This is a genomic window from Peribacillus muralis (assembly GCF_001439925.1).
In the GTDB taxonomy this organism is placed as follows: Bacteria; Bacillota; Bacilli; order Bacillales; family DSM-1321; genus Peribacillus; species Peribacillus muralis.
The window spans coordinates 272171-298634 of record NZ_LMBV01000004.1 but is presented as its reverse complement, the minus strand read 5'-3'; the positions used below and the strand labels follow the sequence as shown (position 1 = coordinate 298634).

Genomic DNA, 26464 nt, shown 5'->3' with positions numbered 1-26464 from the left:
ACCCTAATTTATCCGAAAAGTAAAAATTATCACGCACTTATTTTACGTATCATTCATTCATTTCTTTTCCACTTCGTACGTTCGATCTGTACTCCACGGATAAAAGGGAGGCATATCCGTGCTGCTTTTCATTTTGAAATCAGCTTGCCTTTTCTCCAGGAATGCTTCAATTCCTTCTTGAGCATCCGGCTGTTTTCCTGTCCAATGGAGCATCTTCGATTCTATTTTATGTGATTCAACAGGATGGTTAGCTCCGAGCATCGTCCACATCAGCTGCCGAGATAAGGTCACGGAAACGGAAGAATTGTTTTGGGCAATGTCTGATGCGATTTCCATAGCTGCAGCCATCAATTGATCTGGTTCGACAATTTTGTTCACTAGCCTGCCCTCATATGCTTCGTGGGCTGAAATCATCCGGCCGGAAAAAATCCATTCAGAGGCTTTCCCCATCCCGACAAGTCTAGGTAAGAACCAACCGCTGCAAGCCTCCATTGTAATCCCTCTCCGAGCAAATACAAAGCCCATTTTAGCATCCGTTGAAGCAACCCTGATATCCATCGGCAGCGTCATCGTTATACCAATCCCGACAGCTGGCCCATTAATGGCCGCAATTATCGGTTTCTTCAGCTCAAAAATCCGTAATGACAAAACACCGCCTGCATCACGGTATTCAACCAAAGGGGTATGGTCCATAAAGGTTGCCGCCCCTTTCTCCAAATCCATACCTGCACAATAAGACTCGCCAGAGCCGGTTACAATAACGGCACGTACATCATCATTTGCGTCTGCTTCATCGAAAGCGAGAATCATTTCCGCGCACATCTTTTCATTAAAGGCATTCAGCTTTTCAGGACGATTTAGAGTAACGACCATCACATGATCGATGATTTCACTAGTAATCGTAGAATACACTATCATTCCCTCCTTCTCTCACACATTGAAGCAATCAACAGAAATTTCTTTATATTTACATATAATTACATTTTATATGTTTTATATGTATATTCCCAGTTATTTATTTTAATAAACGGATAAATTATTTCTTTTCCTGACCATCGCTTACCTAAAATGAACAAAAAGGACTTCGGAAAAACATTCCGAAACCCCTTTTGATACCCCTCTTGAATTATTTTTATGACAAAATGTATGATTACGTGCGACATTAAAAATAAAAAAAGACCAGTTGCAAAGGGCAACTGGTTTTTGGGTTTACCAATATAAATGACAAGCGACGAAATGTCCTGGTTTTTGTTCTTTCCATTCAGGGACGGCACTGGAGCAAATCTCCATCGCTTTAGGGCAACGAGTCCGGAATACACAGCCGCTTGGCGGATTGATCGGACTTGGCACATCGCCTTTAAGGACGATTCTTTCCCGTTTAATGGTAGGGTCAGGAATCGGCACTGCCGAAAGCAGGGCTTGAGTGTAAGGGTGCAGCGGATCCTTCGTTAAGGATTCACTATCCGAAAGCTCCATCATGCGTCCGAGATACATGACCAAGATGCGATCTGAAATATACTTGACCATCGATAAATCATGCGCGATGAATAGATAAGTCAAACCCATTTCTTTTTGCAGTTCTTTCAATAAATTGACGACTTGAGCTTGAATCGAAACATCCAGTGCAGAAATCGGTTCATCACAAACGATGAATTTAGGGTTTAAAGCCAACGCCCTTGCAATTCCAATTCTCTGCCGTTGCCCGCCACTGAATTCATGCGGAAAACGAGTGATATGCTCCGGACTTAGACCAACAAGCTTTAACAGGTCTTCGACACGTTTTCTTCTCTCTTTTCCCTTGGATATACCGTGGATGGCAAGCGGTTCGCCAATCAATTCCTCCACCTTCATCCTTGGATTCAAGGAAGCGTATGGATCCTGGAAAATCATTTGGATTTCACGGCGGATATGTGACATTTCCCCCTGTTTATAATCGAAAATATTTTTCCCCTGAAAAAGGACTTCTCCATCTGTAGGTTCGTAAAGGCGGGTTATCGTCCGACCGGCCGTCGATTTCCCGCACCCGCTTTCGCCTACAAGTCCGACAGTCTCCCCAGGATAAATCTTGAGATCCAAACCATCCACCGCTTTCAGCGTCTGAGAACCGACTGAAAAATATTTTTTCAGATTCTTTATTTCAACAAGAGGAGAATTTTCGTTGACTGTTTTTTCTTTTACCGTCTTATTTTTTAGCGAAACCATTGGTTCTCCTCCTTCATACATTAGCTTGCAGCTGTGCTGCTTTTGCCATTGGATGGTGAAGCCAGCACGCAGCTGTCTGTCCCTCTTCCACTACTTCTAGTTCCGGATCATGGTCTTTGCATACCTTCATCGCAGATTCACATCTTGGATAAAATGGACATCCTTTAGGCGGATCCAACAAATCCGGCGGCGATCCGATGATAGGTACCAGCGGGGCCGTTTTTTCCATATCAAGCCTTGGCACCGTCTTGAGCAGCCCTCTTGTATACGGGTGCTGCGGATTGGAAAATATCGCTTCAACTGTCCCCGTTTCCACAACCTTCCCTGCATACATAACGACAACCCGTTCGCAAGTTTCCGCAACCACTCCAAGATCGTGCGTGATGAGGATGATGGAAGTTTCCATTCTTCGTTGAATATCTTTCATCAATTCTAGTATTTGTGCCTGTATCGTAACATCCAAAGCCGTCGTAGGTTCATCGGCAATCAATAGTTTCGGTTCACAAGCTAGCGCCATTGCTATCATCGCCCTCTGGCGCATTCCGCCTGAAAACTCATGCGGATATTGCTGCATCCTTTTTTCCGGCTGAGGAATCCCAACCAGTGTAAGGGTTTCTAACGCTCGGTCGTATGCATCTTTTCGGGAGATGTTGCTATTGTGCTTCAAAATACCTTCCATGATTTGGCTGCCAATTTTCGTCGTGGGATTAAGGGAAGTCATCGGATCCTGGAAAATCATGCTAATATCATTTCCGCGAATCTTCTGCATTTCCTTTTCGCTTATTTTAATAAGGTCTTTCCCGCCAAAATTAATTGATCCCTTTCCATACTCTGCTGGAGGTGTTTCCAATAATCTCATGATAGATTTTGCAGTGACACTTTTGCCGCATCCGGACTCTCCAACAATGGCGACGGCTTCCCCTTTTTTCACTTCAAAGTTCACGCCGCGGACAGCCTGCACTTTTCCTGCATACGTATGGAAGGTGATGTGTAAATCGTTTACTTCTAATAGGTTCTCCATCATCGTCCCTCCTATTCTAGTCATATCAAATCTTTATGTTAGGACTCATTTATTTTCGTAGTTTTGGATCCAGGGCATCCTGCAGACCGTCACCAGCCACATTGAAGGCGAACATCGTCAAGGAAATCAAGATTGCCGGGATAAGAAGCTGATAGAAATTCCCCACCAAGATGCTACCAAGTGCATCACTTGTCAATGTTCCCCAGCTTGCCTGCGGCGCTGGCACTCCCAGCCCCAAAAAGCTTAAAGTTGCTTCGGCAAAAATTGCTGATGGTACAGTCAATGTCAAATTGACAAGAATCGGTCCCATTGTATTCGGAATCATATGTTTTCTTAACGTCCAGCTCGTGTTGGCTCCAGATATGGTCGCTGCATGAATGTATTCATTCTCTTTTAACTGTAATACTTGTCCCCTTACCAGCCTTGCCATCGGAATCCATCCTGTAATCGACATCGCGATAATGATCGGCAATATGCCTGGATCTAATACAACCATCATCAAGATGACCATCAATAGGTAAGGAATTGCATAGATCACTTCTGCAAAACGCATCATCATGTTATCGGTGCGTCCGCCGCGGATAGCTGAAATCCCGCCATATAGCACACCAATCAAAAAGTCTATCAACGCAGCCATCAATCCGATGAACAAGGAAATCCTCGCACCATACCAAGCTCGCGTAAATAAATCCCTTCCTGAAGAATCCGTCCCAAACCAATGCTCGCTATTCGGACTTAAATTCTTTTTCTCGAAGTCCTGTTCATAATACGTGTAACCGTTAATATATGGACCAACAATCGCCATCACGACCAAGAGGATAATCAGGATGAATCCTGTCATCGCCAGTTTATTTTCCTTAAAACGACGCCAGACGTCAGACCAGTATGAAACTGTCGGTCTCGCAATCTTTTCGGCTTCCTTAAAGTTTCCTTCAGCGGGTTGAAACATATCCTCTGTAAACTGCGCTTTATCTGCCATTATTTTTTCTCCCCCGTCACTTTAATTCTTGGATCGATAAGCGTATAGGCAACATCAACGATGAATATCAATAAGATAAGCACTGCACTATACACAATGGTGGAACCAAGGATGACCGGGTAGTCTCGGTTTGATATTCCCTTAACGAACATATCACCCATGCCCGGGATACCAAAAATACGTTCAATGATGAAGCTTCCTGTCACGATATTAGCCGTTAGGATACCAAGAATCGTGATAATCGGCAATAACGCATTGCGGATCGCATGCTTGATGATGACTCCGCTTCGCTTCAATCCTTTTGCTTTTGCTGTCAAAATGTAATCCTGCCCCATTACCTCAAGCATGCTTGTCCGCATCAACCTGGCAATAAAGGCAAGCGGCATCATGGATAGGGCAATGGATGGTAAGATGGTATGCTGCCATGTTGCCCATGTAGCAACCGGGAATATGTTCCATTTAATCGCGAAATAATTGATCAAAATAGTTGCTAATATAAAGTTAGGAACGGAAATCCCTACGATGGCAATGACCATTGAAAGATAGTCCGGCCATTTATTTCGTTTCAGGGAGGCCACTACACCGAGGATGAGACCAAAGAAAACGGCTATCACCAATGCTTGTGCACCTAAATGCAAGGACACTGGAAACCCCTTCAAGATGTAATCATTCACTGAAATGGATGAAGATTTTAGTGAAGGACCGAAATCAAATTGGACGACTTCCAATAAATAATTCCCATATTGGGTTAGCAATGGCTTGTCCAATCCATAGTGGGTTTGAAGATTTTCATAAACAGCCGGAGGCATTGCTCCTTCTTTGGCAAATGGATTTCCCGGAATCGTATGCATTATGATGAACGTTAATGTAATAACCGCCCATAAAGTAATAATCGCCCATTTAAAACGATTTAATGTATATCTCAACATGGTAATCACCCCAATCATCGATTTTCTAAGGAGTTGAAAACGGAAATGAATTCATGAAATATTCAAATTCGTAATGGAAAATGGGGTATGTCCTAAATCGGACATACCTCCCATCTCACGTTAATCCTTCTTATTTTTTATCCGCGTAAATAAAGTTCGGATAAGCATTAATCGGTGCATAAACACCAGTAACATTAGATTTAACCATATATGGTTTTGTGTAGAAGTAAACTGGAAGGATCGGCATTTCATCAATCATGACTTTCTCTGCTTTATGCAAAGCATCCATGCGTTCTTTTGGATCCATTGTAGATTTTGCCTCTTTTAATAAATTATCATAATCTTTGTTTGACCAACCTGAATCATTATAGGCGCCGTCCGTTTCCCAAAGCATGAATGTCATCGGGTCAACATAGTCACCAACCCATCCTGCACGGGAAATTTCAAAGTCACCAGCTTTTTCACGGTCAAGCTTAACTTGGAATTCTGCATTTTCAAGGGTAACTTCGACACCCAGGTTATCACGCCACATTCCTTGAACCGCTTCAGCAATTTTCTTATGTGAATCTAAAGTATTGTACAAAATTGAGAAGTCAGGTAATTTTTTCATACCTTCTTCAGCTAGTCCTTCTTTTAACAATTTCTTAGCTTCGGTAACATCTTCCTTAAATAAGTCACCTGTATTCTCCTGGAAATCTCCAGATGCATCAGGAATACCCGGAGGGATTACTCCGAAAGCAGGCTTTTGTCCGCCTTGAGCAACATTTTCTGTGATTTTTTGACGCTCGATTGCCATTGATAACGCTTTCCTTACTTTAGCATTATTGAAAGGTTTCACTTCTGTATTGAAGTTATAGTAATAAACTGCAAGTTCTTTGCCCATTTTGAATTCTTTGTCGTCAGAATTGACCATTTGACCTTGAATATCCACAGGCAGTGGATAAGCTAAGTCCAATTCGCCGCTCTGATACATTTGCCATGCTGTATTCTCATCTTCAATTAGAGCGAAGTTAACCGCATCCAATTTGATTTTGTCTTTATCGTAGTAGTTTTCATTCTTTTCAATTTTCAGGCTTTCTTTATGCTTCCACTCCGTTAACTTGAATGGACCGTTTGAAACGTGTGTTTTTGCATCCAAAGCCCATTTTGGATTTTCTTCCTGTACCTTTTTATCGATTGGATAGAATGTATAGAAAGAAGTCAAATCAAGGAAATATGGTGTCGGTTTCTCTAAAGTAACTTCTAGAGTCAGGTCGTCTGTCGCTTTAACGCCTACATCCTCTTCCTTGCCTTTTTTGCTGTTGTATGCTTCCCCGCCTTTAAGGTAGTAAAGTTGGTACGCATAATCAGCAGCCGTTTCTGGTTTCAAAGCATACTTCCAAGCATATTCGAAATCATGCGCTGTAAGCGGATCGCCGTTTGACCATTTCAAGCCATCTTTCAATTTGAAAGTCCATGTTAATCCATCTTCACTGATTTTCCAAGATTCTGCAGAACCTGGAACGATTTTACCTTCTTCTGTTTTCTTAGTCAGTCCTTCAAACGTATGTTCAAGGATCCATGATTCATGAGTTCCTTGAGCGTTTGCTGGATGAAGTGAACCAGGTTCACTCGAGTTGTTCACGTTCAGCACTTTTGATTTGGATGAGTCACCAGACCCACCTTCTTTTTCATTCGAAGTTTCCTTCGAACCGCCATTGCATGCCGCTAGGATAAGCATGATGGCCATAAGAAGAGCAACCACTGAAAATTTAGACTTTTTCAAAAAATATTCCCCCTTTAATATTTCTAAGAATATTCCCAATTAAGAGTTTATTCTTCTCCCACCTATTAATCTTCCGTATAGTAATGAAACATAGCGAGGAAAGTTAGAAGCATACATTGCAGAAATCCAATCCACTTTATTAAATCTAGCGAACCGTTTGCATAAATCTACGATTCTTACTTTAAACATCCAAAATGGTAGTTTACCAGTAAAAACCACCCACTTTCTAACCTCGCTAAAAGTACTATACCTCGAATTAAAGATGTTGAATTTTAAGTATATTACGAATAAATTAAAAAATCAATAAACCAATGAGTACTTTTTCATAAGATAATAATTTTTTGCTGAACAATTCGATCTAGATTAAGCGAAAATAGCATTATAAGGGCACATTAAATGAACAAAAAAATTTTCATCCGTTTTTTAAATACACTGAAATGTCAGTATTCATGTGTGTTCACCTAACTTAATTCCGTTTAATCATTCTAAATATTCGGAAAATTAATGCGATTCCAAATGTGTAATATAGTTCCAGAAAATAATTTTCATTCATTTGATATATTTTAGTACCATAACGTGTTAATCAATAAAAAGCTTATTTTATCTTAATTCTCCTTCGCCCCTAGACTAGAATCAATTTGGAGGTTTAGGGCTTTCATCCCCTTATTATTTTGTTCCTTCATGTCCACTCCTTTAATAGAGGAAAATCCACACCCTCTCTTACGATTGAGTACATATAGCTAATGATAGCTCCGTGATCTGGTCGATATGGATTTAAAAAAATTGAAAGGTACACCCTTTCACTTCCAATTATTACGAAAGTCGTCTAATTTGATTCAATAAAATATTCTGAACCTCCCTTTCCATTCCGTATACCTCAATATACGAAAAATCGATGCAAAGTTCTTAAGCATTTTTTGGAAAAAATCAAAACAGATAAATGACTTGAACCCAATACATCAAAAACGCACCATTCATTGTTTTTCTGAATAATCCTTTAAGACTGTTATAACTTCAGCAAATTGCCCGACAAAACATGAAGAATCTTCGTGAAAAAAATCACAGCCCTCGAAGTCTCAGCATAAACACAGGCCCTTTCAGCTTCATACTTTATTACCTCCATAAAAGCTCGCTTCCTTCAGCTATCGCGTCGACAAGGGCACCCTTGTATTAAATTATTGCTACTTTTCCCTCCACAATTCTAGCCTGCACCTATGCTTGGCGCACAAAAAGAAACCTTGAAAGGTTGTTTCCAATCAAGATTTTTAAAATTAATATATCTTTAACTCTTCTTCTAAATCTAAAATTAATATATCAATTTCTAATACTACAGAATCTGCATTGTTCCAAAATATTGAAGGTTTTATACCATCTTCCTTCAACCCTGGTAACCAATCATGAATAAAATCATCAAGTTCTATCTGTTCAGCTTGATAATTCTCCCAATCACCAACTGCACAAAAATTTACAAATTCTTTTTTCGGCCAAAAGGGCATTAAAGAATTCCCATCATCATCTTTTGAGATTGCCCACCCACCATTGAACAAGCCCCATACCTCCTCAAAGTCAGCTACTTTCTTTATAAAGTACTCATACCTTTTTGGAGCAGGGAGATTTTTAACTACTTCAACCTCTTTGTTATTCAATTAAAATCACTTCCGTTATTATTTCTCTTCGTTGCAGTCGTGCTCATCTTAACAATTTCTTGCATGAAGACACATTTATTCATAAAATTAGTCATTTTCATATGCTGCACCTTTCATGTCAACTGCCTTCTTGTTAAATCAATAACTTACAGAAAGCAATTACGTTATAGAATAGGGAAAACGTCAGGAAAATAACTTTCCGTTGTAGAGTACTTCCTCCTGCGCCTCCAATAGTAAAATATTCGATTTTTTTATTCAAGATAGTAGTTTTCGATATTAATCGCAATTCCACTTGTCATCGCCCATGATCCTATCAATTATATGTTCTTCCTCCCATACCGCAGCTTGTTCTAAGTCTATACATTTTTTTTCAGTAGATGGTGAAATTTCTCCTTTGTAATAGATAGAATAGGTCCCAGCAATAGTGTCATAAACACTCATTTCTGGTGGCCATGCTTCCTCTTCAGAAGGAAATTCTCGATAATCAACAAGTGCCCATTTTCCTGATTTTAGTATATCTTGATACACTCCTACAATAAAATCAAATTCTTCTTTTTTTGGAAGTTCTTCAATTGTGTTACCTATTTCTTTATATATGCCAATACAGGCATCCTTATAGACTTTTCCAAATGCATACTTTTTGTCTGGCAGAGGAATAGCATAAACATTACCAATTTTCACGCGTTTCTTTTTAACTTTCAATTTATCTAAACTCCCTTTTTGCAGCTTTAATATATTTTTTCCGTTTTTTATTTTGATCAGATATTCCATTAATTTTATTTCCCGATGTTCCTCCTTTTGATTGAGCGCCACCAAATTTTTCAATAAGTAACTGTTCTCGTCCACGTATTGCATCTTTATTCTTAGATGATTTATCAAGTCTTGCTTTTCCAAACCCCGCTTTATTCCTGTGATGGTTTCTATCTCTGTTTGCTATATTTTGAAAAGGGGTTCCTGTTCCACTTGTTCTACCAGTATAGACCTTCCCTGTTTTTTTATGTTTCTTAGTGTATGTTTGATACGTTCTTTCACAACTATTATGCGTCCAGATCCCCAAATCAGAGACATAATAAGAGTGATAATCTTTCACCTTGAAGTTATAGACGGTTTCTTGCTTTTGGACGGTTTGGATTGTGTCAATTCTTATGGTGTTGCCATCATTCGTCTCGACCAGATCTCCAGCTACAAGGTTTTTGGCTTCTACCCAGCCTTCGCCAACGATCCAAAATGGATGTTCGTCCGTTGTTTCGGTTTATTGGCTCTTGATTATTTCTTTTGTTTACAATATTTACAGAAAAACCTTGATAGCCATTTGGACCATCAAGGTTTTTCAAAATATTGTTTTTTTAATTCTTATATTTTCGTCCAGGACCCATGCTGGTTGAGAATTTAAATTGAATAGGAGTAATAAGAGTTGCAACCCAAATCACTTATTGCTTTATATTTATACATTTACCGTTCATAGAAAAAATATCTTTATTTATTTTACCCATTTTTTGAATACTTCTAAAATATCAGTCAAATTATTAACACTTCCATACCCTAAGAATTTATTATCTCTTACTTTACAATAAATCCAATCTTCATCAGAGTTTTCGACTCTAAAATCCTTAAAAAACTTCTCTTCACAATCTGTCCCTTCAAGATCAATTTCAATTAACCAACCAGGATTGTCTAATGTCAATACTTTAATACCGTTATTATGTTCCCACTCTCCATCACAATTTTGCATAAACCAGCTTTCAAGCCATTTTAGTGTATTCATATAATTACCTTCTCTGTTTTGGTTTCTCTTTTGGTCGAGCAGATCTAACACTGTACTCGTTTCCTTTTCTATTAAACATATGAACATGCGGAGTGTCTATTGCTTTATTTCTTTTCTTATCAAAATGTGTTGGACCATTACCATCATACCTTTTTACCTTGACCCAAGGATTTGGATTTCTAAGGTTTGTTTGTTGCTTGTAAGTTTCATACTTGGTTATAGTTCCTTTTTTATTTTTTTTAAACACAGAATGTGCCCCAGTGGCGGTAGAATCAGCTTTTAAATGATTTGAACTCTTTAGTTTTTTACAACTATTATGCGTCCAAATCCCCAAATCAGAAACATAATAAGAGTAATAATCCTTAACCTTGAAGTTATAGACGGTTTCTTGCTTTTGGACGATTTGGATTGTGTCAATTCTGATGGTGTTGCCATCATTCGTCTCGACCAGATCTCCAGCTACAAGGTTTTTAGCTTCTACCCAGCCTTCGCCAACGATCCAAAATGGATGTTCGTCGGTCGTTTCGATGATTTCATTTCCAATATGGATTTCATAAATAACATCCACATCTCGTTCGTATAACCATTCTACTTCTTTGTAATCTTGGTCTCCAGTTTCTTCATCTTTTGCAAGGACCAGGTCGCCTATTTGAATGTCTTCGATGGATTTTTCGCCATCTTTGGTGAGTACGGTGGTTCCTAGGGTGAAGCAATTGCACTTTTTGCTCGCAGATACGTTGCGTTTTGATTTGGATTTTTTGACGGAAGCGGCTGGGAATTTCTTTATCTTCTTCGCTTTCTTTCCGTACTTGACTGCACTGATCGCGCCTTTGGCGGCCCATTTGGCTTGACCGGCACCTGGAATGAAGTTGCTTGCGATCGATACGGTTGCTCCAGCCTTTTGATACCATTTGGATTTCGGGTTTTTGATGGTTTTGATATCATTGCCTATATAGGCATTATACCCTTTTTTCGAGTATTTCTTCGTTGCTTTCCAGCCTTTTTGCAGCCATTTTGGTGCATGGCCATCCGGGTCGATGTTATTGACTGGATCGGCATCCGCATAAAGATAGCGATTAAGGGAAGTTGGGTCTTCTTCCGTGCCTTCGTATTCATCAGGAACGATAAAGCGTCCGATCGAAGCGTCATAATCTCTCCATCCCATTAAGTACAGGTTGGTATCGGCATCATACATGACGCCATACTTCCCTACGTAACGGTAAATGTTTGTATTCGCTATTTCCTTGTCACCAGTAATGGCTGTAACATTACCCCATTCATCATACTCATAGGTCGCTTTCGTGTTGCCTGCTTTATCGGTTAGGGCGATGACGTCTCCGCGTGCATTAAATTGATAGTAATAGACAACATCATTTAAGCTAAAGCTTAATAAATTCCCATCTGAATCACGATGATATTTAATTTTGTCTTCCCTTTTGATTCCTTCTATACTTTCCAGGAATAACTCACCATTTGTATCCCGATGGTAATGATAGTGCGTGTTTTTCGTTCCATCGTTCACATCTTTGGCAATGCGGTTTCCATCAGTATCATATTCATAGGCGATGGTAGGTTTTTTCTTGCCGTTCACGGTTTGATTGACCTTCACTAGTTGATCATCACTATTGTAGCCGTAATCGGTTACCGTCGTGTTTGCTCCTTCTTTGATCGTAACTTTCGCTAGCATCCCGACAGGATTATGGACATAATCAGTCGTCCGGAGAAGCGCACCTGATGTTTCGTTATACTCTTTTTTCTGGAGAATCCGATTGTCGGTCGTATAGGTATACGTGGCAGCGACCTTGCCCGATGTTACATTTTCCGTTTTAACCAGATTTGAGTTGGCATCATAGCTATATTTAAGCTTCTTTCCATCTGCTTCAACGGTTTCAAGCTGCCCTTTTGTTGAATAGGTGTATTTCTTCTTTATCTTTCCTTTATCGGAGATTTGCGTGATTTGTTCTGTATCGGAATGCTGATATTGAAGGTCAAAAAGCACGCTCTGATCCTTTTGACTTACAGCCTTCAAGGACTTCACTTTAGAACCGCCATTATAGCTGATCGATGTTTCTACTCCAGGCGCTTTTACTTTGGATAACGAATCATCGACTAAATATTCATAATGATAGGTATCAAAATTCGGTGTCAGGATCTTTGTCATCCGATCATTGTCATCATACGTAATGACCGTATCACCGAGGGCGTTGCTCAATATCTCTTTATTGTCTTTTTCGTCATATCTCGTCGTCGTCTGTGTATCCGTGTGTGAAATCGTTTCTGAAATTAGGCGGTTATTGGCGTCATATTCAGAGACGGTTTCACTGTTAAAGAACCCATCACCATCTGGATCCACCGCTACTGGGACGGGATTACTCTCATCGTATACCCATGTATGCGTCACATTGCTATTATTATCATGGAGAAAACGGTTTTCCGTTATTTTCCCGTCTTCCACATTACAGCCCGTTTCTTTTACAAGTCTGCTTAACTCATCATATTCATAGGTGACTTCTTTAGAAACGGTTGTCTTGGAGCCATTTATTTCTTTCAAGCTTTTCTTTTTCACTTGACCAATAGAGTCATATTCAAAGGAAGATACTTGTGTCGTAGATTCACCGGAAGTTGGATCGGTCACTGCTTTTTTCTCGGTTTTCAGTTGACCCTCTTGATCGTATTCCCACTCTGTTACGGCACCAGTGGCATCTACAAGTTTCGTTTTATCTCCTGCAGCATTATAGGAGTATGTCGTATATTTTCCGTCTGTATCGACTACATCCTTTAATTGTCCATTGGCTTCGTAAATATAATGTGTTGCGCCTAATTTATCAAAGGCAATCGCTTCGTTCCCGAGGCCGTCGTAAAGCGTCCACGTTTCCACTGCTGGACTGGAAGAATCTTTACTGTAGATGGCTTTGTCATTCTTATCATATTCATAACTGACCCAGTCCCCTGTACCGGATATGGATTTGACAACATTACCGACAGCATCATACTTGCTTTGTTCCACCAAGGTGTTTTGGTCTTTGGTCGGATCGGAGTAAGCCTTCAGGCGATTTTGTTCATCGTACCGATAATGTGTTTTTCCTTTTGAATAAAGGGTGGAAGTTTTTGTATCATATGCGAAATTCTCTTCCGTTACCTTATTATCATTTGCATCATACGTCATTCGCAGTTGATTGGCTAATGGGTCGATACTTTTGATGAGTCTTCCCAAAGGATCATATTCATAGATATTAACGTACCCGTTGCCATCTTTTTCAGCTATTTTTTCACCGAGCTCGTTATATTCATCGATTTCTGTACTATTCGTTATGTTAGGAGGAAGAGGCTTTTGGAAATCATAAGCTTTCTTTGTGACTTTCGGGTTCCGTACAACGATTTGATGATTTTGTTCATCAAATTCATACTCTACCGCCTGACCAAGTGCATCCGTTTCCTTCAATAAATTGCCTACACCGTCATATTGATATTTCGTTATTTTTCCCAGTCTATCGATTTGTTCGGTTATTTGATTATCCAGGTTATAAGAAAATCTTGCTGTTTGTCCCAATTCATTCGTTTCTTTCATTTTGTTTCCAGCTGCATCGAACTCAAATGTCATTTTCTTTCCATAAGGATCATATGATTCTATTCCATGCAGACCGCTTGAATCGTAAACAGTTCGAGTAGTAAAATCACTTTCTTCCAATCTCACATCATCTACGTTGATATTAGATGATCCAGCTTGTATTTTCACGGTAATGAAGGAAGCGTTCGTAGGAATCGCTGCACCTATATGTTGTAAATTCCATCCAGATCCAGTTGATGCTGCGCTGGATTTGGTGCTAATTAATTTCTTGGACGAATCATAAAATTGAGCAGAAACTATCGCCCCTGATCCTTTTGTCCATGCCAATCCACGTACAGGTAGTTTTCCTGGTTTAATCGGCAGATGCTCCGATTCTATCGAACCTGTTATGGAAACGCTTCTCGTTCCTGTTCTTTTTTCAGTTGTTTGGTAGGATGCACTGCCCGAACTCTTCCAATTTGAAATGGATGTGCCTTCACCCGCTTCAAAGCTAAAGTTGGGAACGGCCGCATATAATGGACCTCTCTCTGAGGAGCTTTCCGTCAAATTTCCGAATTTATCGTATTTAAATGAATCCTTGAAACCTTCTGCATCAACGGTCCATAACCGGTTTCCTTTTGCATCATAATCATGACTTGTGACCCGGCCCAAGGCATCTATTTCTTTCGTCAATAGACTTGTGCCAGGTTTATATTCATATTTAGTTAAAGGAGTCGTGCTATTGCCTTCGATATCTTTTGTAGTTGGTTCGATTTTCGTTAAAATATTCCCACGGTCATCGTACGTAAAGGACGTTTTATATCCCTTGCCATCAAAGGAATCTTTGATTTTGTTTTGATCATACACATTCCTGCTTGTTACCTTTAGGCCATCAGGGTCATCGATCGTTTTATGCAAATTCCCCTTGTCATTCGTTTCATATTCAGAAGTGGTAATCTTATATTTACCTGATGTAGAAACTCTTGTTGTTCGTTTCTGTAGATCATACACAAACGATTCTTTCACGATGGACGGATTGTTTTTCTTATTCCCCTTGGCGTTATAAGAGGAGAATTGCCGTTCCGTACTGATGAGTCGGTGTCCATTATAATCGTAAGAAATGGCGTTTTTATTAGGATTGATATATTTCTTTAACTTGCCCATTCCGTCATATTCATAATTTAAAGACCGAACTAGTTTTTTGTCCTTATCCTGGTATTCAACCTTTGTAAGTGCTTGATTTTCATGAATGTATTTAATCGTTGCTCCGGTGCTATCGGTAATTGCACTTAACAGTTTATCCGTATAAGAGAAGGTTGTAATTCTCCCAGTAGAATCAACGATTTCTTTAATGCTATTTCCATCATAAGAAACTGAATTTTTGTTTCCATTTTTATCTTCAATTGATGTAAGTTGACCCTTAGCATTAAAGGTTTGGATCATTCCTGCTTCATCTAGATCGGTTAACGTATAATTCCCGCTACTGGTTTTGACCAAGTTTCGATTGACTCCCTGCGGGGAACTATACGTGCCATTCACATTCTTTTTGAAGATGTGCCTTGACCCGTCTTCATCATATAGACGGATATCCCCGTTTGACTCTTCAGTTAGAGAAATATGAACGTCCAGTCTCCATCCTTTGCCTAGTAAAGTTTGCTGATAATCTTGACTGTTATATGAACGGATTATCGTTGTATCCAGCCCTCGTCCTTTTACAGAGCTATCTGTATAAGACAAATGTAGATTCCCATTGGCAAGATTCGTCTTGCTTTCTCCATATCCCGTTTCCGTGCTCGTATAAGCCCAAAAATCTTCTATTCCGAGCATCGACTGTAACGGATCGACCCATACTTTTTTTGTGGCGATCGATGTATTGCTTGCTTTATCGCGTACATTCAACTGGATTGTATATAGTCCAGTTTCCAAGCCGGTTACATCCCATTTGCCTAAAATCCCATCTTTTATATCATCGTATTTCTTGGAAATTTGAGTCCACGCTTGAGGAGACTCGCCTTTTCCATAGCTTAGCACGTATTCGTCCATATCATCATTATCTGTTGCCCAACCATGTATTTCCGTTATTCCATTAAGATAATCCAATGTAGCGGGAAAGGTTAATTTCGCAGTTGGTAAGGTTGCATCTAGTAGGATTTTCTCGGAATAAGCTTTTGATTCATTACCTGAACCATCCTTAAACATGACAGATACGTTTTTTTCTCCATTGCCGCCTGATAAGGTCCACGCTTTCGTTTTCGCTTGTTTTTCATAAGCTGTCCAGTTTGCTAGTTCATTTCTAAACCTTTGGGAAATGTCACTATTGCTATTATCGGAGGATGCTAGATTTAAAGTCACGTTAGGCGTATTCGTTACCTTTGCGCCGTGATTAATGACAATTTCCCCTGCTGCCGGGGTTGTATCAACGACTTTGACTTTTTGGGATATTTGATCGCCGAACATTCCCGTTTTCAACTTCAGCATTTGCCATTGACTGCTATAATCACCGGTTTTTTTACCGCCGTTAAGCTTCACGTTAAATGTCTTTGTTTTGGAAGTGCTGATTGATTCTGAGTTTGTCAGCGTTAACCTGGCATTATTGGAGAATGGATCATTCGTTGCCGTTGATCCGAGCATGAAGCCTTCGGAATTGGTCCATGTCTCGATTCCTTCATTTTTCACCGTGATCGCTACATTGTAATCACCGCTCGCTTCCATTTGCGGAGGAATCGTGTAACTGACGATGGACGCATCCAGTTGCTTTCGCGCTATACCTGACGAGGAATCTGAATTGATATAGTTTCCTTGATTGTCGACTGCACGGACATACATATGGTAAGTGGTACGGGCAACCGCTTTTGGCAAAGTGAAAGAGTTTTGCGTCACTAAAGTGCCATTGACAACATCGGTTTTCCCAGCAGCGGTTCCCACATATACCTGATACCCCTTCACCCCGGAATTGGAATCCGTCGAGGCTGCCCAAGTGAATTTGAAATTCGAGTCTAAATGACTTGAAATCGTTGGTTTACCAGGTTTGGTTGGTGCCGTTTGATCAGCAATCGTTGGAGTGAATTGGGCGGATTGTGCACTATCCCCATATTTATTGTATGCCTTGATCCGGAACCAGTAATTTTTGTTATTTTGGTACGTTCCTTTAGAATTCTTGTAAACTGGCCTAGGATCATCCGCTAGCTCAGTTCCCGTTCCATTTAAACGCAAATTGAAGCTCCCAGCTGCGATTTGTGCAGCCGTTGGCCATATTTTCTTCCCTTTTGTTGACCAGGATGTCACATTTCCTACATTTATTTCTTCGTAATCTTTTCCATTAAAAACAAGGACTTTATAGCCTGTAGCTCCTGTAGCTCCTGCGACAGGTGTCCAGCTTAGATTTGCATAGCCTGTACCTGAATTCACTCCGTTTCCGACGGCTGATCCTGTAGGAGCGCTTGGCACACCTGAATAGGTGACAGAAAGATAGGGCTGTTTGGAGGAATAATCGGAAGAGTAAAACTTTCGATATGTTCCTAGAGTGCCTTCGGAAGATGATTTTAACACGACACCATAATTTGGAACTTTCCCTTTATACCACTGATCCACAAGATCTGTAAGGTTAAAGTTATACCAGCCATTGCTTCCATTGACAGCGGTACTTCCATATGATTTTGCCGTATCGATCGAGGGCTGCTTATTCCACGTAACACCCGTGGAGGACCAGCTTGAGGTCACGCGTTGCGCATATACATTCGTATTGATAGGAGTTGTTGGTTGGCTGAATTTATAACCTTTTAATTCGGCACTTACTAATAAGCCTCCACCCATGTTCGGTAAAGAGTTGGTGAAGTCTATATAAGACCTTGTCGTACTAGTCGAATCGGTAAATCCAGTTCTTAATTCGGTACTGTTATAATAGTTGATGGTCGGGAACTTCTTCATGACGTAGGTATCTTTTGTATTGGAGGCAGTTCCGCCAATATTGACGGTTGGGTCTACAGTGATGGGGAAAACACGGGCAGGATTTTTCACGAATTTCTCATCGATTTCAACTTGAATGAATTGCTTCTTGCCTACTTAGATAACTGAATATTCAATATCTTCGGAGTATTCTCCTTCGGCATCTTCCATGAAAGGAGGAAGCATTTCCCATACTACGTTATTATCTTTATCTAGGAATTCAATATATCTATCTACTTTTTTTGCTTTTAGTGTGCCATGAACCGAATACTTAAAACTGGTCGCACTTTTTTTGCTGTGTAAAATAATGTCCTCTTTTATCCCGTTCGGAAGCATCGTGTAATGGATATCTGTATCTTGATAGACATCTTTATAGATGGCTTTTCCGTCTTTCATGCTTGCATTTGCTGCATTTGGATCAACCAATCCAAAACCCAATTTTTCTTTTCCGAATTTCAGTGACACAATTTGTTTCTTTTTAGTAGAAGTAGACAATTTGGCAGAGAACTTATTGTTTTTATTTTTATATTTAAAATCCTTTTTGTCTGCTTCATCATTCGTCTCTAATTCATTATCTATAGGCTTCCACTCTTTTTTTGAATCATGATAATGCACTGGGCCGTTGTACACTTCTGTGGAATAGCTCAAATCACTGTTTAAAAATGTTTTTTCATCGGCTTTTCTTTTTTCTTTAATTTCACTGACCTTTTCAGTGTACTTACGCTCTTCACCTTTTTTACTTGGAGATTTTAATTTCCCATCATTTTTTTCTGTCGTTTTCACATGTTCCGAATTAGATAACATATCTCCATGCGCAAACACGTTTGTCGGAACCAATGGAATTAATAAACTGAAAATAATGATAACAGCCAATATCTTTCTGGTTAATACGGTTTTTTTATTCATCGGACATCCCCCTTTTTCAATTTTACCTTCTTTTTACCTATCAACCACCTTATTTTTCCTGTTTTTCCATCCATAAGTATTACTTTTCTATTATTAATATATTTTTACAAAGATGTCAAATAGATTTCAAAGCCATTTCGTTATATTCCTTGTTGTAACTAACTTCAGTTTTGTTGATATGAACGAGCCTGAACTGTCTTTTTATGGTCGATACTTTTTTAGTTGTTGGCTTAAGAGTTTTTTTGAACGAAAAGAAGCAAATACATTTCGAGGAGAAAACAGGCTGCTATAGGGGCAATTACAATTTAGGGAACATCAACAAAAAAAGCTGGCGCGAGTGGCCAGCTCATCCTTTCATATGTGATGGAAAAATGGAATAAATCATTAAACCGTTTGTTGATATAAGTTCCGGTATTCACCGCATAACAAGGAAAACACCACCGCATCGTGTGATTGGTGATGAAGAAATACATAACTTCGGAGGCTGCCTTCCTCTTTAAATCCAAACTTCTTCAAGAGATTTGCCGAGGCAAAATTTTCCTTGAAGGTTAAAGCTGCGATCCGGACCAATTTCATTTCTTCGAAAGAATAGTGTAATACTTCATTGACAGCTTCGGATGTATAATGCTTCCTCCAATAATCAGGGTGGATTTCATATCCTATTTCGGCGCGTTTATTGGCCAGGCTCAATTGATTGATTCCAACAGTGCCGATGAATTTGCCCGAATCCTTCAAGACCACTCCCCAGCGTATTCCCCGTTTGTTGATGAATGCACTTTTAAACGCGTCGATTAGGCGGCGGGCATCTTCAACGTGAGTTAAGCTATTTATCCCACCATTCCTGGTCACCTCATCTCTTGAGAGAATGTCGAACAGACTCTCCGAATGCTGATGGCCTATTTGAATTAACCTGAGCCGTTTCGTTTCCAATTCCCTAAACCACATCGAAGAACCCCTCCGTATATTGTGCTGTCTACTTTATTCTACTCTTGAAGGAAAGATTCCTGTCTTAATGGGCGATCCTTTTCTGTATTTTCCTTTCTTTAAGGTACAAAGCCGAGTCTGGATGTGCTCCTTTTGTGATCAGATCTCTGATGATTTGCGAAAGGATGACACTGTATACCGTCCCATTTCCGCCGTACCCTAATAAGAAATAGCAATTCGGGTGATCCGGATATATCCCGATTGTCGGCAAGCCATCATGTGTCTCGCCAAAAAAAGCACCCCAAGCATAATCTGCCTTGATTTGACTTTGTAATTCCGGAAATAAAGCGACGAGTTCTTTTAATAATTCATCTCTTTTGTTGATGATCATCGAATTCCGCTTGTCGATAAAACCAGTTGATTCGTCAAGTCCACCTATGATAATCCGGTTGTCAGCCGTTTTTCTTGCATATAAATAAGGCCTTTCCGTTTCCCAAATCATCATATCACCATACCATTTTGCGTGGTCGGCAATCGGATTGGTCGCGATGGCATATGAACTGAGAATCACTGCATTTTTGTCCCTTACCTCTTCCTGCGCTTCATACCCTGTGGCGAAGATGACCTTCTGTGCACGGATTGTATGTCCGTTTTCAGTAAATAGCACGGTTTGATCTTCCTTTAATACCTTTCCGTTGATTTTAGTATTGGAATAAACGCGGACTCCTTTGTGAAAGGCATTTTCAATCAAAAAATGAGCATGTTTATAAGGATTGATTTCCGCATCGTTACCCGTAACGAGTGCAGCCGATTTTGAGAACGAAAATTTTTCCTTAATCTCTTTTTCATCATAATATTCCACGGGGAAATTACGAGATTTAAGATTTTCATATTCTTCTTTCAGCAGTGAAACATCCTCCGGGCTTGATGCGTAATAAAGACTTTTCCTGATTTTAAAATCCGGATTTTCTGCGAGTGAAGGTACAACCTCTTTCTCAAGCGTCCGAATCGCATCCAAACAAAGCTGAACATGACGCGTTCCAGCTTCTTCTCCGAAACTATGAAGAAGCGAAGTCAATGTTTTATCATTCGAATACTGAAGAAGTCCGGTATTCGCAATCGTACTGCCTTCACATATATCACGCTTATCGATGAGGACGACATTCAGTCCTGTCTCCGCTAAAAAATGGGCACAGTGCGCCCCAGATGAGCCACTCCCCACGATACAAACATCACATGAAAGATCTTCCTCAAGACTTGGATATTCCCTCGCTTTAAAGGTATCCTTCCAAAACACTTTCCCTGCCTTCAAATCCATACAAGCTCCACCTTTGCCATAATATTACGATCATGTTCGTTTTAGTTCCATATAGCTACTTCCTGTTTTTCATCTACTTCTTATTTACCCTGAATAATGTGGCTGGCAAACATAAAAATGATTCTTTTTCTATATGGAATACATCTCCTCGTCTATAAAATAAGCCTCATAAACATCCTTCACCATTTTTCTTTCCAGTTATATGGCCCCCTATTTTGCATCGTATGATACGTTACCTTTCTCCCAATCTTCCAACGAGAAAGTATGGCCTCGTTTTACAGAGAAGAAGTTTTGTAGGATACTAGATTCTCAATCCAGATATTATCCTAGGAGGAAACAAAATGAAGAAAACGATTGTTATCACTGCACTATCTCTATCGCTACTTTCTCCGACGGCAGCTTTAGGCGCCAATACTCACGAAGTGGTACAAGGAGATACTTTATCAAAAATTGCCACTGAATATGATGTGAGCCTTTCCGATATTCTTAAAACAAACCCAGCCATTACCGATTCAAATCAAATTATAGTCGGTCAAACGATCAATTTACCTAGCGACAAACCAACTGCAAAGCAAGAATATGATCAGACGGTAGAACAACAGATTCTCCGCTTAGTTAACGAAGAGCGTTCCAAAGCTGGTCTTCCAAACGTCGAAATGGATACCTCCCTTTCCCATACCGCAACATTGAAATCCGAAGATATGCGGGATCATGATTATTTCAATCATACAAGCCCTACATATGGCTCGCCTTTCGAAATGATGAAATCATTTGGCACTACCTACAAATACGCAGGTGAAAATATCGCAGCTGGTCAGCCTAGCAGCGCATCCGTTATGAAATCTTGGATGAACAGCCCCGGGCACAAGGCCAATATTCTAAATAAGAACTATACTCATATCGGAATAGGGTATGCGACTGGAGGAAAATACAGCCATTACTGGACACAGCAATTCATCGGGAAATAAGATCCTAAAGAAGCGGCAAATGGCCGCTTCTTTTTTGTTGATAGAACAACTCCTCACTGCCTAATCCCCTGTAGCGATTCATTTAGTTGGTACCTGGTTATATCATTCTATCATTCAATTCACGAGAATGATTTTCAGCTTGGTAGCTCAAATCATTTACAATAGCTCACACTTTCAATAGATAACACAATTCCGCTATAATAGATGCAAGAAAGCCAATTGGAGGAAAAAAAATTGTCTAATAGATTAGGTTTAGTGCTCGACGTCGAAACAACGGGCTTGCGTCCAACTTCCGATGAAATAATTGAGCTTGCTCTTATATTGTTCACCTATGATAGTGAAACTGGGGAAATCATTAAACACATTGATCAGGAGTCATTTTTAAGGGAACCTCTTGGTCTTCAAGCTAGAATGAATTATGATCAAGCATACCGGATTCATGGCATTCCTTTTAGCACAGTTGAAGGAAAAAGCTTTCACGATGAAAAAATCAAATCCTTCATCGCACGTGCCGATGACATTTTTGCACATAATGCTTCATTCGATAGAAGCTTTCTTTACCAAATGTACCCCGAAGTCAATGATCAAAAATGGTTCTGCACGATGCGAAATGTACCTTGGAAACAATACGGCTTCGAAAATAGTAAACTGTTAACCTTACTGCAGGCACATAGGATCACCAACTTCCAAACCCACCGGGCTCTGGATGATATCTCCTATTTAATGGAGCTTATGAGAAAACCGGGTCCAGCCGGTCATCCTTATTTAAAAGACGTGATTGCTAAAAACCCAATGAAAAAATACGCACCTGCTTCCCTAAAATCAAGGGTATAATTGTTAAATCGATTACACACACTTGATGAAGCCATCAAGAACAACCATACATACAAAAGTCTACTAAAACATCAGGTGTTCAATAGATGGATTATGGGTCGTTGTAACAACCTAGATTCTAAACAAACTGCCGAGCCCCCTTCGGACTCCGCAGTTTGTTTTTCGTTCAGCATTCGCATCCTATCCTAGCTCACAATCCGTAAAACAGCCTTTCACCTCCTTGAAAGGCTGTTTTCCCTTGCATTCTCAAGCTCATTTTCGTTCTAACGTAATTTTCATGCAACGTGGAATGACGGAAGGCAGCTACACTCCTGCGGGAAAGGCTGTTGTGGGGAGATCCAAGCGCAAGCGCCGAGGAGGCTCACGGACCGCCTCTGGATAAGGGAGCGCCTGCAGTGCAATGAAACAATCGAAGTACAACTTCTCCAATACTCTGGGCANGTCAGGATTCCATCTCGTTTTCACACAGAGTGGAATGGAACGGAAGGCAACGACACTCCTGCGGGAAATACGGTCAATGGGGAGACCCCCACAGGCACAGCCAAAGAGGCTACCCGACGGACAGTGGAAAGCTAAGCGCTGCAGTGCAGTGAAACAATTGAAGTACAACTTCTCCAATACTTTGGGTAGTCAGGATTCCATCTCGTTTTCACACAANAGTGGAATGGAACGGAAGGCAACGACACTCCTGCGGGAAATGCGCGTCTTCGGGAGACCCCGCAGGCTGAAAAGTGAAGTGCGCAGCCGAGGAGGCTCCCCGACCGCCCGCGGAAAGGGAGTGCCTGTAGTGCAATGGAACGGACTAAGTTTAGTTTCCTCAACTTTAGGCAATCTTGGATACATCTTCGTTCCGTTCTAATGCATAGTGCAATGAAACGGAAAGCAACGTGGTAAGAAACACTTATACAAAACCAAAAAAACTGCAGACAAACTCCATTACTATCAAAGTTTGTCTACAGTCTGCGGACCCCTATTTGGGAATCCGTTCTTTGTTATACGGTTGTCTCTTCCTTATCATCATCATTTGCGTTCAATTTTCTGAACCGATAAATGAAGTAAAGAAGAGATAAGACTAATGCGACTACAAGGAATATCGCCAGGATGCCTAGATTATGCCACATAAAGCTATAATCTCCTGTTGAAATGACTGCCCGAAATGCATTAATCGAATACGTCATCGGTAAAAATGGTGTAAAACCTTGCAAGAAGCCAGGAACCAATTCATTCGGGAAGGTTCCGCCGCTGCTCGTCAATTGAAGAATCAAAATTAACAAGGCGATAAATCGTCCAGGATTATCCAAGGCTGAGCCCAGGAATTGAATGATCGCCATGAATGTACAGCTCGCAAGAATGCTTACTGCGAAAAATAGCGGAAGGCTCGTAACATTGATTCCCAACCCTAAAATTAGAATTGAATCGACCAATACCGCTTGACAAATACCTACGATGGCCATGACGCTATACTTACTGATGAACCAACTGAATCCATTTGCAGGCTTAACGGCAGGCTCCCTTAACTTGAAAATGATCGTCAGAACGATCGCCCCGATGAATAAACTCAAGGAAATAAGATAAGGTGCAAAGCTGGTTCCATAGTTTGGTACGTTGTTGATTGGCATTTTATCCACTTTAACCGGACTTGCGAACATGTCATATACATCTTCATTGGACTTTATTTTGCCGGCTTCATCTGCGCCATCCTTCAATTCATCATGTAATTCTTCCGAGCCATCAGATAGCTTGGCGATGCCATCCTGTAGCTTGATCGCTCCGTTCGCCAATTCACCCATCCCGCTTGTCAGGCTGGATGAGCCTTCTTTCAGCCTATCCGTTCCGGCAATTAAGCTTTTGGAACCTTCGGAAAGTTGAGAGGTGCCACTCGATAATTGCTTGGAGCCATCTTCAAGCTGATCAAGTCCGTTAACCAAGTTATTGCTGCCATCTGTTAACTGTCCAAGACCATTTTGGGCTGCATCGATACGATCGCCAAATGTTATCAAGCCAGATACCAGTTGTCCTTGACCGTCTTTCAGCTCATTTGCCCCATTGGCGAGTTTATCTTGAGCTTGCTTCAATTGATTGAAACCACCGCTTAGCGCGCTTGCTCCTTCACTTAACTGAGCTGCTCCATCATTTAAGTTGTTGCCGCCCTTTGCAATTTCATAAGCACTTGCCGAAAGCTTTCCAACCCCTTCAGAGACTCCCTTACTGCCTTCACTGATTCGGGAAAGTGAGACGATCACTCCTTCCAGACGTGCTTTCTCGGCAGGATCTTCCGTTCTTTCGGATTGTTGTTTCAATCCGGATATAACTTCTTCCAAACCGGCAGAAACTTCAGCTGCCCCAGTTTTCGCATCTCCTGTAGCTGCACTCCATTCAGATAAGGAGCCTGAAAGCTGACTTGCCCCGGCAGCGACACCATTTGCACCCTCAGTCAAAGCTGGCAGCTTTTCTTCGACTTCATTGAATCCAGCTAATGACTGCTGCAGTCCAGAGGCCAATTCACCGGTTCCAGCTTCGGATTTTTTGGCACCTTGTAAAAGCTGGGATTGCCCATCTTTCATTTGACCTACACCAGTGCTAAACTGGTGCAATCCCTGATTCAGCTCTTTTGAACCAGCCGCTGCCGAATCAATCCCATTGGAAAAGGTCAAGGATTTTCCGGCCAATTTTTCGAGATTTTCATGGATTGCGACTGAACCAGAACGAACGGAATCAATTCCGTCTTCCACTTTTTTGGAACCTTCTTTAGCAGAATTAATTCCTGCTCCAAGTTCGCTCGTTCCGTTTTTCACGTTATCCGTTCCATCTTTTAGCTTCCCTGCCCCATCACTGGCACTTTTAAGTCCGTCAGCAACTTCATTCAAATTATCAAACATGGACTCCGCGTACGTTTTCGTGACAGCTGAAGATACTTCCCCTTTTATTCTTTCAGTAGCTGCATCACCGATTTTCGTAGATATATAGTTAATTCCTTCATTAGACGTGTAAATTAAATCGAGTTTTTCCGGATTATCATCTTGCAATGTGGTTGCATTTTTGGAAAAGTTTTTAGGTATTTCTATCTTCATGTAATAATCCTGGTTTTCAAGACCTTCATTCGCTACTTTTTGACTGACGAAATGCCAATCAAAGTCCTTTTTCTCCTTTAACTCCTTGACTAAGTCTTTTCCTATTGTAAGGTCCGTTTCATTGTACACGGCTCCTTCATCCATATTGACGATGGCAACCGGCAATTGGTCCACCTTCCCATAAGGATCCCAAAACGCCCAAAGGAACGTCCCGCTGTATAGTAAGGGGATCAATATGATCCCTATTATGGAAATGAGTATCATAGGATGTTTGATGATTGCTGCCAACTCACCCTTTAGAGAATTAAACACACTTACCAAGTCCTCCTTTACGGCGTATATCGCCGTTCATATGCTCTATTTCACAATGGATGTACGAATCCATGACTAAGGTTCCTTCATTCGTACTATATAGTTATTTATTTCTTTCCATTCAACCATTAATGATAAATGACCAAATCGTTCAATTGGTCATTAACAGTATTGAATATAACATTTATCCAGTTTTTTATCAATATTTTTTCACTTTTCACCTTTTCCTGTACAGCTCCCTTTCAACAAATGAAAGATACGTTAGCAACAGAAAAAGGGCATCCGTAATCGGACACCCTTTTCTACCTTTTATAAAAATTATTTCCAGATAA

General features: G+C 40.5%; 17 protein-coding genes and 1 pseudogene. 3 read left to right on the top strand and 15 right to left on the bottom strand.

The annotated features are described in order from the left end of the window. Nucleotides 1-57: 57 nt before the first annotated feature. From ASU00_RS07905 to ASU00_RS07845, 14 genes and pseudogenes are all read right to left on the bottom strand, one after another. Nucleotides 58-912 (bottom strand): crotonase/enoyl-CoA hydratase family protein, encoded by an 855-nt coding sequence (locus ASU00_RS07905; protein WP_201786278.1) that lies wholly within the window; start codon nucleotides 910-912, stop codon nucleotides 58-60. Between the two features lie 297 nt (nucleotides 913-1209). After that, on the bottom strand, nucleotides 1210-2202 hold the full coding sequence (locus ASU00_RS07900; RefSeq protein ID WP_057912897.1) for an ABC transporter ATP-binding protein: 993 nt from the start codon (nucleotides 2200-2202) through the stop codon (nucleotides 1210-1212). A 13-nt stretch (nucleotides 2203-2215) separates the two neighbouring features. Beyond that, the gene (locus ASU00_RS07895) at nucleotides 2216-3223 is read right to left on the bottom strand and encodes an ABC transporter ATP-binding protein (protein ID WP_057912896.1); all 1008 of its coding nucleotides are present in this window, start codon (nucleotides 3221-3223) and stop codon (nucleotides 2216-2218) included. Between the two features lie 49 nt (nucleotides 3224-3272). Then, on the bottom strand, nucleotides 3273-4202 hold the full coding sequence (locus ASU00_RS07890; protein ID WP_057912895.1) for an ABC transporter permease: 930 nt from the start codon (nucleotides 4200-4202) through the stop codon (nucleotides 3273-3275). After that, a complete protein-coding gene (locus tag ASU00_RS07885) occupies nucleotides 4202-5131 on the bottom strand; it encodes an ABC transporter permease (RefSeq protein ID WP_057912894.1) in 930 nt (309 codons plus the stop codon). Before ASU00_RS07885 ends, ASU00_RS07890 begins: the two co-directional genes overlap by 1 nt. Before the next feature lie 130 nt (nucleotides 5132-5261). Then, nucleotides 5262-6896, bottom strand: a complete 1635-nt coding sequence (locus ASU00_RS07880; RefSeq protein WP_236712649.1) for a peptide ABC transporter substrate-binding protein — start codon at nucleotides 6894-6896, stop codon at nucleotides 5262-5264. Between the two features lie 1271 nt (nucleotides 6897-8167). Next, nucleotides 8168-8542: a DUF2750 domain-containing protein gene (locus ASU00_RS07875; RefSeq protein WP_057912893.1), complete on the bottom strand. Its 375-nt coding sequence runs from the start codon at nucleotides 8540-8542 to the stop codon at nucleotides 8168-8170. Nucleotides 8543-8818: 276 nt separating this feature from the next. Next, nucleotides 8819-9313: an Imm26 family immunity protein gene (locus ASU00_RS07870; protein WP_152983707.1), complete on the bottom strand. Its 495-nt coding sequence runs from the start codon at nucleotides 9311-9313 to the stop codon at nucleotides 8819-8821. Further along, nucleotides 9246-9776: pseudogene (locus ASU00_RS24410) on the bottom strand (polymorphic toxin-type HINT domain-containing protein); the annotation flags it as partial. The gene ASU00_RS07870 and the pseudogene ASU00_RS24410, both read right to left, overlap by 68 nt. A 246-nt stretch (nucleotides 9777-10022) precedes the next feature. Continuing rightward, nucleotides 10023-10307 carry an immunity 53 family protein gene (locus tag ASU00_RS07865; RefSeq protein ID WP_057912892.1) on the bottom strand — a complete coding sequence of 95 codons (285 nt, stop codon included), beginning with the start codon at nucleotides 10305-10307 and terminating at the stop codon, nucleotides 10023-10025. A gap of 4 nt (nucleotides 10308-10311) precedes the next feature. After that, nucleotides 10312-17871: a DNRLRE domain-containing protein gene (locus ASU00_RS07860; protein WP_057912891.1), complete on the bottom strand. Its 7560-nt coding sequence runs from the start codon at nucleotides 17869-17871 to the stop codon at nucleotides 10312-10314. A gap of 45 nt (nucleotides 17872-17916) precedes the next feature. Continuing rightward, complete coding sequence (locus ASU00_RS07855; protein WP_057912890.1) at nucleotides 17917-18705, bottom strand: hypothetical protein; 789 nt, start codon at nucleotides 18703-18705, stop codon at nucleotides 17917-17919. 384 nt (nucleotides 18706-19089) lie between these two features. Further along, nucleotides 19090-19650 carry a GNAT family N-acetyltransferase gene (locus ASU00_RS07850; RefSeq protein WP_057912889.1) on the bottom strand — a complete coding sequence of 187 codons (561 nt, stop codon included), beginning with the start codon at nucleotides 19648-19650 and terminating at the stop codon, nucleotides 19090-19092. A gap of 64 nt (nucleotides 19651-19714) precedes the next feature. Further along, on the bottom strand, nucleotides 19715-20947 hold the full coding sequence (locus tag ASU00_RS07845) for an NAD(P)/FAD-dependent oxidoreductase (protein ID WP_057912888.1): 1233 nt from the start codon (nucleotides 20945-20947) through the stop codon (nucleotides 19715-19717). 341 nt (nucleotides 20948-21288) lie between these two features. On the opposite strand from ASU00_RS07845, the gene ASU00_RS07840 reads away from it, so the two are divergent. From ASU00_RS07840 to ASU00_RS26070, 3 genes are all read left to right on the top strand, one after another. Then, on the top strand, nucleotides 21289-21915 hold the full coding sequence (locus tag ASU00_RS07840; protein ID WP_057912887.1) for a CAP domain-containing protein: 627 nt from the start codon (nucleotides 21289-21291) through the stop codon (nucleotides 21913-21915). A 234-nt stretch (nucleotides 21916-22149) separates the two neighbouring features. Beyond that, nucleotides 22150-22749, top strand: a complete 600-nt coding sequence (locus ASU00_RS07835) for an exonuclease domain-containing protein (protein WP_236712645.1) — start codon at nucleotides 22150-22152, stop codon at nucleotides 22747-22749. Nucleotides 22750-23407: 658 nt separating this feature from the next. Next, nucleotides 23408-23608, top strand: a 201-nt coding sequence (locus ASU00_RS26070) for a hypothetical protein (RefSeq protein WP_236712643.1), incomplete at its 5' end; no start/stop codon positions are given. A gap of 133 nt (nucleotides 23609-23741) precedes the next feature. On the opposite strand, the gene ASU00_RS07825 is transcribed toward ASU00_RS26070, so the two are convergent. Further along, nucleotides 23742-26132 carry a YhgE/Pip domain-containing protein gene (locus ASU00_RS07825; RefSeq protein WP_082630200.1) on the bottom strand — a complete coding sequence of 797 codons (2391 nt, stop codon included), beginning with the start codon at nucleotides 26130-26132 and terminating at the stop codon, nucleotides 23742-23744. Between the last annotated feature and the right edge of the window lie 332 nt (nucleotides 26133-26464).